Raw genomic sequence first — 14,282 nt, forward strand, 5'->3', positions numbered from 1 at the left:
ACAATGCCCACCATCGTGCGCACCCACCTCACCGCGCTGCGGGCGCTGCTGGTGATGACCGTCCTGTGCGGCATCGCCTACCCGCTGCTGATCACCGGGATCAGCCAGGCCGTCTTCAGCGACAAGGCCAACGGCTCGATCGTGAAGGCCGACGGCAAGGAGGTCGGTTCGAGCCTGCTCGGCCAGAACTACGACCTGCCGAAGAAGAATCCCGACGACCCGAAGGAGGAGCCCAAGCCGGACCCGAAGTGGTTCCAGCCCCGGCCCTCCGCCAACAACCACGCAGGCGACAACTCCGGCGCCAGCAACCTCGGCCCGAACAGCGACGACCTGCTGAAGGCCGTCAACGACCGCCGCGCCGCCGTCGCCGCCTTCGACGGCGTCGACCCGGCGAGCGTGCCTGCCGACGCGCTGACCGCCTCCGGCTCCGGCCTCGACCCGCACATCTCGGTGGCCTACGCCAAGGAGCAGGTCAACCGGGTCGCCAAGGAGCGCAGCCTGCCGGCGGACACGCTGAACCAGCTGGTCGACAAGTACACCGAGGGTCGCTCGCTCGGCTTCCTCGGCCAGGAGGGCGTCAACGTCGTCCTCCTCAACAAGGCGATCAGCGAGCAGAAGTGACCGCCTCGGCACGCTGAGGTTCCAAGCCGACCCGGGCGCGGTGCACACCATGCCGCACCCGGGTCGGTCGCCCGTTCTCCCCGTCCGCCCGGCGGGGCACACCTCACCATCCACCGGGCCGACAGCACACCCGTACCGGTCGCCCTTCGTCAGAAAGCGCAGCTCCCATGCCCCCTGACCTCACCCCCGGCACCGTTCACCGCCGCGGACGGCTGCGGGTCTACCTCGGATCGGCCCCTGGTGTCGGCAAGACCTACCGCATGCTGGACGAGGCCCACCGACGGCGAGATCGCGGCGCGGACGTGGTCGTCGGCTTCATCGAGACCCACGGGCGCAAGCACACCGCGGGAATCCTCGACGGACTTGAGGTGGTTCCCCGCCTGCGCCGGCGTTACCGCGACACCGACTTCGAGGAGATGGACCTCGACGCCATCCTCGCCCGTCGGCCCTCCGTCGTCCTGGTCGACGAACTCGCCCACACCAACATCCCCGGCGGACGCAACGCCAAGCGCTGGCAGGACATCGAGGAACTGCTCGCCGCCGGGATCGACGTCATCACCACCGTCAACATCCAGCACCTGGAATCGCTGAACGACGTCGTCCAGAAGATCACCGGCATCCCCCAGCGCGAGACCGTCCCGGACGAGGTCGTCCGCCGGGCCGACCAGATCGAACTCGTCGACATGGCCCCGCAGGCGCTGCGCCGGCGCATGGCCCACGGCAACGTCTACAAGGCCGAGAAGGTCGACGCGGCCCTGTCCAACTACTTCCGCGTCGGCAACCTCACCGCCCTGCGCGAACTCGCCCTGCTCTGGGTCGCCGGGCGGGTCGACGAAGGCCTGCGCGACTACCGCTCGACCCACAACATCGACCGGGTCTGGGAGACCCGCGAACGCGTCGTCGTGGCGATCACCGGAGGCCCCGAGGGCGAGACGATCATCCGCCGCGCCGCCCGGATCGCCGACCGGACCGCCGGCGGCGAGCTGCTGGCCGTGCACGTCAGTCGCAGTGACGGCCTGGCAGGCGCCTCGCCCGGCGCGCTCGCCCAGCAGCGCCAGCTGGTGGAAGACCTGGGCGGCAGCTACCACGTCGTCGTGGGCGATGACGTCCCCACCGCGCTGTTGGCCTTCGCCCGCGCGCACCACGCCACCCAGCTGGTGCTCGGCACCAGCCGCCGCGGCCGGATCAACCGCTTCCTCACCGGCCCCGGCAACGGCCAGACGACCATCGACGCGTCCGAGGACATCGACGTCCACATGGTCACCCACGAGTTCACCGGCCGCGGCCGGATCCTCCCCAAACTCGGCCCCCGCCACTCCACGCGCCGCACCATCGCCGGCTACCTGGCCGGCCTGGCGGTGCCCACGCTGCTGACGGCCGTGCTGTCCCGGTTCCACCACTCGGTCAACCTCACCACCGACGCACTGATCTTCCAACTCGGCGTCGTGGCCGTCGCGTTGCTCGGTGGCGCGACCTCGGCCCTGTTGGCCTCGCTGGTGGCCTCGCTGCTGCTCAACTACTTCTTCATCCCGCCCGTCCACACCTTCACCATCGACGAGACCAACAACTTCATCGCCCTGGTGGTCTTCGCGGTCGTCGCACTCACCGTCTCCACCGTCGTCGACCACGCCGCCCGCCTCACCACCCGGGCCGCCCGCGCCACCGCCGAGGCCGAGGCCCTCTCCACCCTGGCCGGCAGCGTGCTGCGCGGCGCCGACGCCTTGCCCGCCCTGCTGGACAAGACCCGCACCGCCTTCGGCCTGGACTCCGTCGCCCTGCTCGACCGCAGCGGCGCCACCGTCGCCCGCAGCGACTCCGACGGCGAGCCTGCCACCGACCGCACGGTCACCGAACTACCCGCCGGACCGGACGCCTTGCTGATCCTGGCCGGACGCCAGGTCTCCGCCACCGACCAACGCGTCCTGACGGCCTTCGCCGCGCACATCGCCGCCGCGCTCGAACGCGACCGCCTCGCCACCGCCGCCGCCGAGGTCGAACCGATCAAGGCCGCCGACAAGATGCGCACCGCCCTGCTCGCCGCCGTCAGCCACGACCTGCGCACCCCGCTCGCCGCCGCCCTCGTCGCCGTCGGCTCACTGCGCAGCCCCGACGTCGAGTTCGCACCCGCCGACCGCGACGAACTCCTCACCATGGCCAATGAGTCACTGCTCAAGCTCACCGCACTGGTCGACAACCTCCTCGACATGAGCCGCCTCCATGCCGGCGCACTCACCCTCAACCTGGAGGCCACCCAGCTCGACGAGGTGCTGCCCCGGGCGATGGACTCCCTGGCCGACCCGGACGCCGCCGTCCAGCCCCTCGACCTCGACACCGCCCCGCCGGTGCTCGCCGACCCGCCCCTGCTGGAACGCGTCCTCGCCAACCTCATCGCCAACGCACTGCGGCACAACGCCCCCGGCGCGCCCGTCCTGGTCACCGCGAGCGGCCACGCCGACCAGGTCGAGATCCGTGTCGTCGACCGCGGCCCCGGCATCGCCCCAGAGGACCGCGACCGGGTCTTCCTCCCCTTCCAACGCCTCGGCGACACCGACAACACCACCGGCGTCGGCCTCGGCCTCGCCCTCTCCCGCGGCCTCGCCGAAGCCATGGGCGGCACCCTCGAAGTCGAGGACACCCCCGGCGGCGGCACCACCATGCTGCTCACCCTCCCCGCCGCCACGCACTTCGAGGCGGAACAGTGAGCCGCGTCCTGCTGGTCGACGACGATCCGCTGCTGCTGCGAACCCTGCGGATCAACCTCAGTGCCCGCCACTACACGGTCCTCACCGCGCACAGCGGCCAGGAGGCACTCGACGTGGCCGAGCGTGAGCAACCCGACGCCGTCCTCCTCGACCTCGGCCTTCCCGACCTCGGCGGCATCGACGTCCTGAAGGGCATGCGCGCCCACCTCGATGTGCCGATCATCGTGCTCTCCGGGCACACCGACCCCGAGGAGATGATCCGCGCCCTCGACGCCGGGGCCGACGACTACGTCACCAAACCGTTCGACCCCGACGAACTCTTCGCCCGGCTGCGGGCCGTCCTGCGAAGACCGCTCCACCTCGTCCGCGAACACAACCCCAGGATCGGCGAGTACGAGATCGACACGGACGCCACCACCGCCACCGGGCCGGACGGGCCCGTCCGGCTCACCCCCACCGAGTGGAAGATCCTCACCCTCCTGCTGGCCGACCCGGGCCACCTGGTGCCCGGCCGGCGGATCCTGCGCGAGGTATGGGGCCCCACCGCCGAGAAGCAGCGCCACTACCTGCGCGTCTACCTCGCCGGCCTGCGCCGCAAGCTCGAACCCGACCCCGCCCGCCCCCGCCACCTGATCACCGAGGCCGGCATGGGTTACCGCTACGAGCCCTGACCCGCCCACGGGAGCACAGGTCCGGAGCCAGTGAGCTGAAGCTGGGCACGTCGGTGCTGGGGCAGCCGAGTGCCTTCGCGGCGGCCCGGTGGGCGAACGCCACTGCGAGCTCCGCCCCTGCCCCGGCTGGGATTGCGTCCCGCTCACGCGAACTCGCGCAGGCGCGGCCGCACCCCCGCCGCGGTCAGGGCGAGCGCCGCCGCAAGGGCCGCCGCACCCAGTCCGGCCGTGGCGGCGTCGAGGTCGTCGTCGGTGGCGGCGACGGCCCCGTCGAAGGCACGCTGGTTGATCGCCTGGTTGTCCTCAAGGGCGGCGCTGAGCACGTCGAAGTCGGCGTTGGACTGGCCCGCGGTGGTGCCGGTGTCGAAGGTGACGGCCTCCTTGAGCTTGCCCTGGACGTTGAGCTCGCGGATCTTCCGGTCGTCGCGCTGGTACTGCTGGAACGCGGCCAGCACCCGTTCCGCCGCTTCCTGTTCCCCGGGAAAGGTGATGTTGCGCAGTTCTTCGCCGAGGTACCCGCCGAACCCGACCTGGCCGTGGTCGGCCCGGTGCTTGTCGGCGAGCGCGGCGAGCTTGTCGTTGTACGTGGCGAGCGCGGCGCCGTCGATCCGGGCGAAGGACTGGGTCTTGTCGAGGAAGCTCTGCTCGTACGCGGCCGCCCGGGCGGGGTCGGTCAGGTAGCGGCTCTCGTCGGCGTTGAGGTCGTACGCGACCGCGCGGGCCCGGCTGAGCGCGATCACCGAGTCGAAGGAGTTGCTCTTCGCGACCACCAGCTGGTGGTCCACCCGGGAGGTCAGCGTCAGCGCGGTGACCAGTCCGGCGAGGGTGAGCAGGGTGGTGGCGGCCAGCGGCACGTTCACCAGCCGCCGGAAGCGCACCGCGAGCAGCCGCTGCAGCAGCCCGAGGGCGGCCAGGGCCAGCAGGCCGGTGACCAGGATCGTCCACCAGCCGCCGGACAGGGCGTCGCGCCGGTCGGTGTAGTTGCGCTCCACGACGGCGGCGTTGGCCTTGGTCACCTCGTCGACGGCCGGCAGCAGGCGCTGGCGCAGCAGGTCGGTGGCCTGGTGATAGGCCGCGAGGGCGTCCGCCGAAGGGCGGCCGACGGGGGCGTGGGCCTGTTCTTCCAGCAGCTGGGCGCGGGCCACCAGCGCCTCGTACTGGCCGAGTTCGCCGATGACGGTCTGCACGGCCCGCTGCCCGGCCGCGTCGCCGGCCACCGCTTCCGTGACGCGCTGCAGGTCGGTGTCGGCCTGGGTGCGGCGCTGCTCGTAGGTGTCCAGCGTGTCCTTGCGCAGCGCCGTGTAGTCCGGGTCGGCGCCGAACAGCAGCAGGTTGGCGGCCTGGGCGTCCATGTCGTTGAGCGCGAAGTAGAGGTCGGCCGAGCGCACCACCTGCGGGGCGGCCTGGTGTCCGATCACGTCCGTGCCGTCGCGGGCGCCGCCCAGAACGGCGGCGGTCGCCGTGCCGGCGCCGAGCAGCGCCACCAGGCAGAGCCCGGTCAGCCCACGCACCAGGCGCGGGGTGTGCCACCAGTCCCGGCTACGCCAGGAGCGGCCGAGCCGGTGACCGGGGGCACGCGGCGCGGGCAGTGGTAGGGCTGTCTCCTGCCGCGCTGTCTCCGACGCGACCGTTTTCTCCACGACTGCCGTACCGCTCGATCCTCCCGCTGGCATCGCCGCGCGCCCCTCCCCCGGTTTTCGCACTGGCCGCCGAACCCGCCCCGGAGGAGCCCGCCGGGGTCGGGATTCGGCAAACGGTCCACCGCCAGGCCCCACGCCCGGGCGGCGAACCGTTTCCTCGCAGCTCACGCTAGGGTGCGGCCGAACCTCAGTCCGCTCGTCCTGACGCGTCCTTGACGCGGTCGGCAGCCGTCTTGACGCGGCATTGTCGCCACTGGTCAGAGTCGAGGCAGAGCCCGTACTACGAGGCCTCGTGGCTCAGGGTGCACCGCCGGCCGCGTCGCGGTCCGCCTGGCCCTGCTGCCACTGGTGGATGACCTGGGTGAGGGTCTCGCTCATGAGGGCCAGGAAGTCGGCGGAGTCCCGGAAGCGGGCGCCGGCAGGGGTGGCGGGGCCGAGGGCCTCGGCGGCGCTGCGGAGTTCGGCCACCAGGGCGGTGTGCATCCGCACCGTGGCCAGGGTGGACCGGAGCCAGATCTCGCCGTCGATGACGTAGCGCTCGCGGCGCTCACCGGGAACCCGTTCCCGCCGGAGCAGGCCCTGTTGTTCGAGGAAGGCGACGGCGTGCGAGACGGACGCGGGGCTGACCCGGAGCTGCTGGACCAGGTCCGCGGCGGTGAGGGTGCCTGAGTCGGTGACGAGCAGGCAGACCAGTACCTTGGCCGTCATCGTGGGCATGCCTTGCTGCTCGATGAGCGTGATGACGGACCCCGCGACGTCCCGGACGACCCGTGGGTCGCGACCCTGGCCGTCGGCGAGCGGCGGCGGTGCGTGGGGTGGGTCCTGCTTGGGCCGGCGCGCGCGGTGACGGGTGGCTTCCTGGGCCCGGTCAGCCCGGTAGTCGTCCGGTCCGCCATTGCGGGTGACCTCGCGCATGACCGTGGAGGCGGGCCGCTCCAGGCGGCGGCCGATCTCCGTGTATCCGAGCCCCTCGGCCAGCCCGGCAGCGATCTGCCGGCGGTCCTCGTCGGTGAGCCTGCCTCCGGGCATCGGTGTCCGTCTCCTCAAGGTCTGCGCGGCGTTCCCGCGTCCTGCCGCACAGTATCCGAACTTGCCAGGGTCATTGCAATGCACCCCGCGATCACCCCTTGCGTTTATCATCACAGCCATTGCAATGGTGCGCACAAAACCCTTGACTTATAGGGAGAATCTGGGCTCACGATCGTTGCGAGATCTGTAAACGCAATGTACCGTCCTAGGTGTTCAGCGATTGCCGAACGGTCATCACCCAGCCGAAGGAGCACCCCACCATGTCCATCACCCTCTCCGAGCAGGACAAGCTGACCCTCCGCACCGCCGCCTATGGCGCCGTCGCACTGCTGACCGCCGCCAGTGCCACCAACAAGCCCCACAAGATCGCCACCGAGGGCTCCATCGCCCTGTCGGCCGCGACCGGCCTGGTCGGGCACGTGCTCGCCGAGAAGTCCGAGGGCGCCAAGGTCGACGGCAAGTCCGTGGCCGCCATCGCGGACCAGGTGCTGCCCGCCTTGACGGCGGCGATGAGCCTGCTCAAGCGGCAGGACCAGGCCGAGGCCGAGAACTTCCGCAGCACCGTCCTGGTCGCCATCGCCGCAGCCACCCGGGGCCTCAAGGGCGAGCCCGGCCCGGTCCTGGCCGACATCACCCGCAAGATCACCGGCGCCCTCGACGCGGCCTGACCGGCGCGTCGGCACGTCGGCACGTCGACCACCCCGACCAGGAGGAAGTCATGACGAACGCGCAGTGGACCGGCATGGTGCCGGTGGACGACACGGCCTTGGCCGTCGCCGACACCGGGGGTTCCGGCGCCCCCGTGATCTACCTCAACGGCCAGTTCGCCACCCAGGGCTACTGGCGGCACACCATCGCCGAACTGGGCCCGCGCTGGCGGCACATCACCTACGACATGCGGGGCCGCGGCAGGAAGTCGGGGCGCTCGGCGGACTACTCCTTCGCCACCATGGTCACGGACGTCGACGCGGTGCTCGCCGCCCGGGGCGTGGACCGGGCGGTGGTGGTGGGCTGGTCCTACGGGGCCTTCGTCGCGGCGCACTGGGCCGGCCGCAACCCGGACCGGGCGCTGGGCGCGGTCATGGTCGAGGGCGCGCAGCCGTACGACTGGCTGGACGACGCGATGGAGCAGCGGATCCGCAAGCTGTTCCGACGGTTCTCCCCACTGGTGGCGCTGGCCCGCCCGACCGGCCTGACGCCCCGGATGACCGCCGCGCAGATGGCCGAGTGCAACATCGAGCTCGGCAAGGTCGCCCGCGCGAGCGCGATGAACCCGGTGCTGGACGCCATCACGGTCCCGGCGCGGTACGTGGTCGCCTCGGGGTCCTCCCTCGGCAGCAAGGGCGACGAGCAGGAACGGATCCGCGCGAGCCTCCAGGCGGTGACCGAACGGAACCCCAACATCGAGATCAGCGCGAAGGTCGCGAGCAACCACGACATGATCCTCAAGAAGGACTTCGCGGCCGTCGCCAAGGCCGTACGCGAGGTAGCCGGCACCAGCGGCTGACCGGCCCGTCCACCGGCACGGCCATGAGCGCCGCACCGCGGCGGCGTGGGCCCGGATCGACGCCGGGCCGCGAGGGCCACAGGCTCTCGATCCCCGCTCCGGACCAGCCCAATTCGGCATGCCGGTGTTCGGCGAAGGCGTTGCAGCACAGCCGGACGGACATACCCACCACCGGCGCGGCCAATGGCCGGGAGCACGCTCCGGCCGGTGCGGCCAGTCCGGTGTACGCGAGGTACGGGAACCAGCCGGCATGGAGCTCGCCCAGCCAGCCGAGGCCGAGCGCGAGCGCACCCCCGGCGACCAGGGCCACCGTGCCGGACACCGAGACCGGCAAACGGTCGAGAACGGGACGGTAGCGATGGCCGCCGGGGCGGGCCGAGTACATGCGCATGGTCCTGTCCCAGCTTCGCCGCAAGTTCGTTCGACGCCACCCAACCCGACGGCCATTGCCCCGCCGCCTCGCCCCGCCGCCTCGCCTTGACGCAATCCTGACGCTGCCGCCCGACATCCCGACGCGATCTTGACGCCCCGGATCGCCGACCGGTCCCTGCCATGGGCTCAGGCCACCGCACGAACCAGGCTGACCACATAGGCGGTGCCGCCGCCAGGTGCCTCCTCGACGGTCAGCTCACCGTTCATCGCCTCCACGAAGCCCCGCACCACCGCCAGGCCCGCCGCTTCCCGGGCGGGATCCTCGTGGACGGCCATCCGGACGTCCACCCGCCCAGCCACCACACCGGCGTCGACCACGGCCCCCGCCCCCGGCGCCCCCCAGGCCAGGACGTCAGCGAACGCCCGCTCCAGGAGCCCGGGATCGGCGAGCACGCGAGGCAACTCCGCCCCGACGTCGACGCGAACGCCGCCCAGTCCCTCGGCAGCGGCCCGCACCACCTCGGCCACCGCCGTCGGGCGCAGCACCACCGGCATCACCCCGGCCCGCAACCTGCTCAGGTCCAGCAGGTTGGCGACCAACCGCTCCATCCGCTCCACCTCCGCGGCGATCCGCCGCCCGGCCGCACCACGCAACTGCCCGGCCTCCCGCCTCACCGCCGCCAGCGGCGCCCGCAGGTCCTGTCCGACGGCCTCCAGCAGCGCGGTGTGCAGCGCGTCGGTGTGCGCGAGCACCTCCGCCGCCGACGCCTTTGCGGCCAGCCGCTCCCGCTCCCGAGCCAGCTTCAGCTGGGTGACGTACGGCCCGAGCAGCCGCGTGTCCTCCTCGGTGAGCGGCGCGCCGCGCAGGACCAGCACCGCGTCCTCACCCAGGTCGACGGAGAAGGACCCTTCGTCCGGCCGCAGCGGTGCCTGCGCCCCGGCGGAGACCGCCGGTTGCCACATCGCCCCCGTACGGACCAGCACCGCAGCCGCTTCCAGCCCGAAGACCTGCCGCAGCTCCGCCACCAGATCGGACGACACCCGCGCCCCCGACTCCACCGTCTCCCCCGCCAACCGGGTGAGGACGGCCGCCTCCGCACGCGCCCGGCCCGCCTGCTGCGAGCGCCGCGTCAGACCGTCGATCTGGTGGGAGATCACCCCGGCCGCCGCGAGGAAGACCAGTAGCGCCGCGACGTCCGCGCCCCGCTCCACCGCCAGGCTGTGCCACGGCATGGTGAAGAAGAAGTCCGCTGCCAGCGCCCCGGCCGCCGTGCTTCCCGCCGCCGGAAACAACCCGCCCAGCCGAGCCGTCCCCGCCACCACCAGCAGCAGGCACAGCAGCACGCCGGACAGACCCAGCGAGCCGCGCAGCGGAGACAGCGCCCAGACCAGCGCAACCGCCCCGACCGGTCCGAGCAGCCACGCCAGCCGGCGTCGCCGGACCGGGACCAGCGCCGGGCGGCGTCTGCGGGGTGCGGGCGGCACGGTCAGCAGTCCCGGCTCGGGCGGCGGCAGCACCCGCACGTCGATCGGGCCGGCCAGCCGGATCACCCGGTTGATCACCGAACCGGAGACCAACTCGCGCAGCCGGCTGCGGCTCGTCGGCCCCAGCAGGATCTGGGTGGCGCTTTCCGCCCGGGCGAAGTCCACCAGCGCCCGGGCCGCGTCGCCGCCGCTCACCTCCACGTAGCTGCCGTGCAGCTCCCGCAACAGCGCCCGCTGCGCCGCCAGACCCGGCGGCTCACGCTGCGCCGTGCCGTCGTCCAGCCGGACGTGCACGCCGATCAGGTCCCCGTGCACCCGGGCCGCCGTCCGGGCTCCCCGGCGGATCAGGTGCTCGCCCTGCGGGGCGCCGTTGAGGGCGACCATGATCCGTTCCTTGGTCTCCCAGGGCGCCCGGATGCCGTGCCGGGCCCTGTAGTCGGCCAGCTCCTCCTCCACCCGGTCCGCCAGCCACAGCAGCGCCAGCTCCCGCAGCGCTCCGAGGTTGCCGGGCCGGAAGTAATGGTCCAGCGCCACGTCGATCCGGTCCGGCGCGTAGATCTCGCCCTGCGCCATCCGCGCGCGCAGCGCCTGCGGGCTCAGGTCGACCAGCTCGATCCGGTCGGCCGCCCGGACCACCTCGTCCGGGATCGTCTCGCGCTGCGAGACGCCGGTGATCTGCTCGACGACGTCGTTGAGGCTCTCCAGGTGCTGGATGTTGAGCGTCGTCGCCACGTCGATCCCGGCGTCCAGCAGCTCCCGCACATCCTGCCAGCGCTTCGCGTTCCGCCCGCCGGGCACGTTGGTGTGCGCGAGCTCGTCCACCAGCGCGAGAGCCGGGTGGCGTGCCAGCAGCGCGTCCACGTCCAGCTCCGTCAGCTCCGTCCCCCGGTACGACACCGGCCGCCGGGGCAGGACCGGCAGGTCCCCCAGCTGCTCCTCCGTACCGCGCCGACCGTACGTCTCCACCAGGCCGACCACCACGTCCAGCCCCTCACCGCGCAGCCGCTGGCCCTCCCGGAGCATGGCGTACGTCTTCCCGACCCCCGGCGCCGCCCCCAGGAACACCCGCAGTTTCCCGGCCACCGCCGTCCCGCCGCCTCTCTCCGCTTCCAGGTCCATGCTCCGCCCTACCCGACGTGGACGCGCGGGACCGGGAGGGGTAGTCCATCCCCCTCCCCCGGAGGGGAATCGGGGACAGTCGGCTTCGTCAGGCCCCGGCCGCGCCCCGGCGTCCGGCAGGCAGTCGGGCCGCCCGGCCTCGCGCGCGGGGCGGCTCGGCCGTCCGGCCGGTCAGCGCGGTCCACTGCCGACTGGAAACGTCATTGCAGTCCCCACAGCCGGGCCTGAGTCCCGTCCGTGGCGGAGTGCGCCCCCGTAGAGATATCACGTCCCCTGGCCATCAAACATCCTATGTATGCCGAGTGGCCATCCAACTCGACGCGGAGGGGACGGATCGGGAGATTACGCCCCTATATTGCTCGAACCAGTCCGAAGGCCAGGTCAGTGCCCTGCCAAGTCCCCCAGATACATCCCATGTATCGCCAGCGAGCAGCTCGCCCTGTCCTATGCCTTGACAGTCGTCACGAGGCTGCCAGAATCGGCTGGGCCGGTTCTGTTATCGCTCACATTTCCCCGCCTTGCGCGCAGCAGGCCGTGTCGAGCCGCACGGCGTGCGCTGCCCGAGCTTCGGTGTCGCGACCCGGAACGTCCCCCGCCCAACGACGAAGGATCCAGCCATGGCGATCAACAGACGTGTCTTCCTGTCGAGTGCCGCCGGCATCGTTGCCGCCGCGACGGCGAATCTGACGATCGGTACGGCGAGGGCACTCGCGGCTCCGTCGTCCTACTCGCCCACCTGGGCCTCGGTGGATCAGCACCCGCCGGCGCCGGAGTGGTTCCAGGACGCCAAGTTCGGGATCTACTTCCACTGGGGCGCCTTCAGTGTCCCGGCGTACGGCAGCGAGTGGTACCCGCGGAACATGTACATCGGCGGAAGCGACGTGAACGACCATCACATCGCCACCTACGGAGACCCGTCGGTCTGGCCCTACAACAACTTCCTCGACGGGGCCCGCGACAAGGCCGGCAACTGGGTGCAGTTCTCGCCCAGGCTGATCTCCCAGGGCGGGAACTTCGACCCGGACGCCTGGGCCCAGCTGTTCGTGGACGCCGGCGCCCGGTTCGCCGGGCCGGTGGCGGAGCACCACGACGGCTTCTCGATGTGGAACAGCACGGTCAACGAGTGGAACTCGGTGCGGCGCGGGCCGCAGCTGAACCTGCTGCAGATCTTCCGCGACTCGATCCGGGGCAAGGGCCTGAAGCTGCTGGTGGCGATGCACCACGCCTACAACTTCAACGGCTACTACGACCACGCGCCGGCGCAGTCGACCACGAGCCTGCAGAAGCTCTACGGCCAGCTGGGCACCACGGCGGAGAACCAGCTCTGGTACGACAAGCTCAAGGAGGTCATCGACCTGGCCCAACCGGACATCCTGTGGGAGGACTTCGACCTCTCCAAGGTCGACGAGACGCAACGCCTGAACTTCCTGTCGTACTACTACAACCAGGCCGTGGGCTGGGGCCGGGAGGTCGTGGCCACCTACAAGGACGGCTACGACAACGTCGGCGAGGTCTTCGACTACGAACGCGGCGGCCCGGGCGACATCGCCAACCCGTACTGGCTGACCGACGACAGCATCAGCAGTTCCAGCTGGTGCTACACCGTCGGCATCGGCTACTACTCCACCCAGCAGATGCTGCACGCGCTGATCGACCGGATCAGCAAGAACGGCAACATGCTGCTCAACATCGCTCCGATGGCGGACGGGACGATTCCCCAGGGCCAGAAGGACGTCCTGCTGGGCATCGGCGACCACCTCCACCGGTTCGGCGAGTCCCTGTACGCCACCCGGGCCTGGACGGTCTACGGGGAGGGACCGACCAAGATGGGCGGCGGCTCCTTCACCACCCCCGTAGCGGGCACGAACACGGACTTCCGGTTCACCCGCAGCAAGGACAGCACCGTCCTGTACGCCACGGTCCTGGGCTGGCCCGGGAGTTCCACGACCATCAGCACCCTGGCGAGCGGCCGCATCGACCTCAGCTCCCTGACCTCGGTCCAGCTGCTCGACGCGACCGCGGGCACGTACACCAGCCTGCCCGCGCCGACCCAGGCTGGCGACGGCCTGCACATCACCCTGCCGTCGTCCTCGGCCCCGTTCAATGCCCTCGCCTACGTACTGAAGTTCACCTTCTCCGGTCAGATCCCCGTCCTCCAGCCCGGGGACACCGGCGTGGTCACCGCGTACAGCGACATCTCCTACGCGGGCACGGCAGCCGGCCTGGTGCTGGGCTCCTACACGGCCGCCCAGCTGCAGAGCGCGGGGCTGGCGGCCCGGACCATCTCCTCCGTGCGGGTGCCGACGGGCTACCAGGTGATCGGCTACTCCGGCGACGACTTCACCGGGACGGCGTGGACCTTCAGCGCGGACAACTCGGATCTGCGAAACACGGGCAACAACGACGCCATCACCTCGCTGAAGGTGATCTTCAATCCCGCCACCTACTTCCGGATCAGCAACGTCACCGACGGCCTGGCCCTGGACAGCGGCGGCAACGTCGCCGCGGGCAGCAACCTCAAGCAGTGGACCTGGGACGGCAGCCCCAACCTCCAGTGGCAGGCCGTCGACCTCGGCAACGGCTACTACAAGCTGGTCAACCGCACCAACGGCATGGTCGCCGACGGCTGGGGGGCCACCTCCAACGGTGCCCCCACCCAGCAGGCCGCCTGGAACGGCGGCAACAACCAGCAGTGGCAGATCACCAACCGTGGCAACGGCCTGTACAGCATCGCCAACCGCACCACGGGTCTGGTCCTGGACGGCGGGGGCCAGGTCGCCTCCGGCTCCGTCACCAAGCAGTGGGGCTGGAACGGCAGCCCCAACCTGCAGTGGTCCTTCATCGCACAGTAGGCCCGCGGCCGGGCGGTCACGACACGCTGCCCAAGCCCCTGCGACGCCGTCAACAGGTCGGCCCCGCAGGCCCGTCCGCGTGGCCGCCACGCTCCACCTCGTGGTGCGCGGCGGCCACGTCGTCCGATGCGAGCAGTCACGGCAGTGGCCCCCGATCGGGAAGCGGCACGCCTGGCGCGCCAGTTCGCCGCCGTCATCACCGCCTTCCTCACCGGCGCATTCAAAGGCGGCCTGCTGACAGCAACCGAGGCGGTCCACACCCTGTAGGACATTGAGGCCCGTGA

General features: G+C 71.4%; 10 protein-coding genes. 7 read left to right on the forward strand and 3 right to left on the reverse strand.

Annotation, left to right across the window (positions count from 1 at the left end):
- Positions 1-3 precede the first annotated feature (3 nt).
- From kdpC to O1G21_RS10420, 3 genes are all read left to right on the forward strand, one after another.
- Positions 4-621, forward strand: a complete 618-nt coding sequence (gene kdpC / locus O1G21_RS10410; protein ID WP_270142714.1) for a potassium-transporting ATPase subunit KdpC — start codon at positions 4-6, stop codon at positions 619-621.
- A gap of 167 nt (positions 622-788) precedes the next feature.
- A complete protein-coding gene (locus tag O1G21_RS10415) occupies positions 789-3,323 on the forward strand; it encodes an ATP-binding protein (protein WP_270142715.1) in 2,535 nt (844 codons plus the stop codon).
- On the forward strand, positions 3,320-3,994 hold the full coding sequence (locus O1G21_RS10420) for a response regulator (protein ID WP_270142717.1): 675 nt from the start codon (positions 3,320-3,322) through the stop codon (positions 3,992-3,994). The genes O1G21_RS10415 and O1G21_RS10420 overlap by 4 nt, the downstream gene beginning before the upstream one ends.
- Before the next feature lie 143 nt (positions 3,995-4,137).
- Here O1G21_RS10420 and O1G21_RS10425 read toward each other — a convergent pair whose 3' ends face one another.
- Together O1G21_RS10425 and O1G21_RS10430 are read right to left on the reverse strand one after the other, a co-directional pair.
- On the reverse strand, positions 4,138-5,505 hold the full coding sequence (locus O1G21_RS10425) for a hypothetical protein (protein ID WP_270142719.1): 1,368 nt from the start codon (positions 5,503-5,505) through the stop codon (positions 4,138-4,140).
- 426 nt (positions 5,506-5,931) lie between these two features.
- Entirely contained in the window at positions 5,932-6,663 is a 732-nt protein-coding gene (locus O1G21_RS10430; protein WP_270142721.1) for a GbsR/MarR family transcriptional regulator, read from the reverse strand.
- A 260-nt stretch (positions 6,664-6,923) separates the two neighbouring features.
- On the opposite strand from O1G21_RS10430, the gene O1G21_RS10435 reads away from it, so the two are divergent.
- A complete protein-coding gene (locus O1G21_RS10435; protein ID WP_270142723.1) occupies positions 6,924-7,331 on the forward strand; it encodes a hypothetical protein in 408 nt (135 codons plus the stop codon).
- 50 nt (positions 7,332-7,381) lie between these two features.
- The gene (locus O1G21_RS10440; protein WP_270142725.1) at positions 7,382-8,170 is read left to right on the forward strand and encodes an alpha/beta fold hydrolase; all 789 of its coding nucleotides are present in this window, start codon (positions 7,382-7,384) and stop codon (positions 8,168-8,170) included.
- A gap of 558 nt (positions 8,171-8,728) precedes the next feature.
- On the opposite strand, the gene O1G21_RS10445 is transcribed toward O1G21_RS10440, so the two are convergent.
- Positions 8,729-11,146: a sensor histidine kinase gene (locus O1G21_RS10445; protein WP_270142727.1), complete on the reverse strand. Its 2,418-nt coding sequence runs from the start codon at positions 11,144-11,146 to the stop codon at positions 8,729-8,731.
- A 617-nt stretch (positions 11,147-11,763) separates the two neighbouring features.
- Here O1G21_RS10445 and O1G21_RS10450 point away from each other — a divergent pair.
- Together O1G21_RS10450 and O1G21_RS10455 are read left to right on the forward strand one after the other, a co-directional pair.
- Positions 11,764-13,998, forward strand: coding sequence for an alpha-L-fucosidase (locus O1G21_RS10450; RefSeq protein WP_270142729.1), 2,235 nt, complete (start codon positions 11,764-11,766; stop codon positions 13,996-13,998).
- A gap of 144 nt (positions 13,999-14,142) precedes the next feature.
- Entirely contained in the window at positions 14,143-14,265 is a 123-nt protein-coding gene (locus tag O1G21_RS10455) for a hypothetical protein (RefSeq protein ID WP_270142731.1), read from the forward strand.
- The last annotated feature ends 17 nt before the right edge of the window (positions 14,266-14,282 follow it).

The sequence above is a fragment of the Kitasatospora cathayae genome, from assembly GCF_027627435.1.
Classification (GTDB): domain Bacteria; phylum Actinomycetota; class Actinomycetes; order Streptomycetales; family Streptomycetaceae; genus Kitasatospora; species Kitasatospora cathayae.

What these genes read in the sequence shown, in the direction of transcription:
- O1G21_RS10450 (WP_270142729.1), top strand. Translation starts at nt 11,764, where the DNA reads ATGGCGATCAACAGACGTGTCTTCCTGTCGAGTGCCGCCGGCATCGTT.
- O1G21_RS10435 (WP_270142723.1), top strand. Translation starts at nt 6,924, where the DNA reads ATGTCCATCACCCTCTCCGAGCAGGACAAGCTGACCCTCCGCACCGCC.
- O1G21_RS10430 (WP_270142721.1), bottom strand. Translation starts at nt 6,663, where the DNA reads ATGCCCGGAGGCAGGCTCACCGACGAGGACCGCCGGCAGATCGCTGCC.
- O1G21_RS10445 (WP_270142727.1), bottom strand. Translation starts at nt 11,146, where the DNA reads ATGGACCTGGAAGCGGAGAGAGGCGGCGGGACGGCGGTGGCCGGGAAA.
- kdpC (WP_270142714.1), top strand. Translation starts at nt 4, where the DNA reads ATGCCCACCATCGTGCGCACCCACCTCACCGCGCTGCGGGCGCTGCTG.
- O1G21_RS10440 (WP_270142725.1), top strand. Translation starts at nt 7,382, where the DNA reads ATGACGAACGCGCAGTGGACCGGCATGGTGCCGGTGGACGACACGGCC.
- O1G21_RS10415 (WP_270142715.1), top strand. Translation starts at nt 789, where the DNA reads ATGCCCCCTGACCTCACCCCCGGCACCGTTCACCGCCGCGGACGGCTG.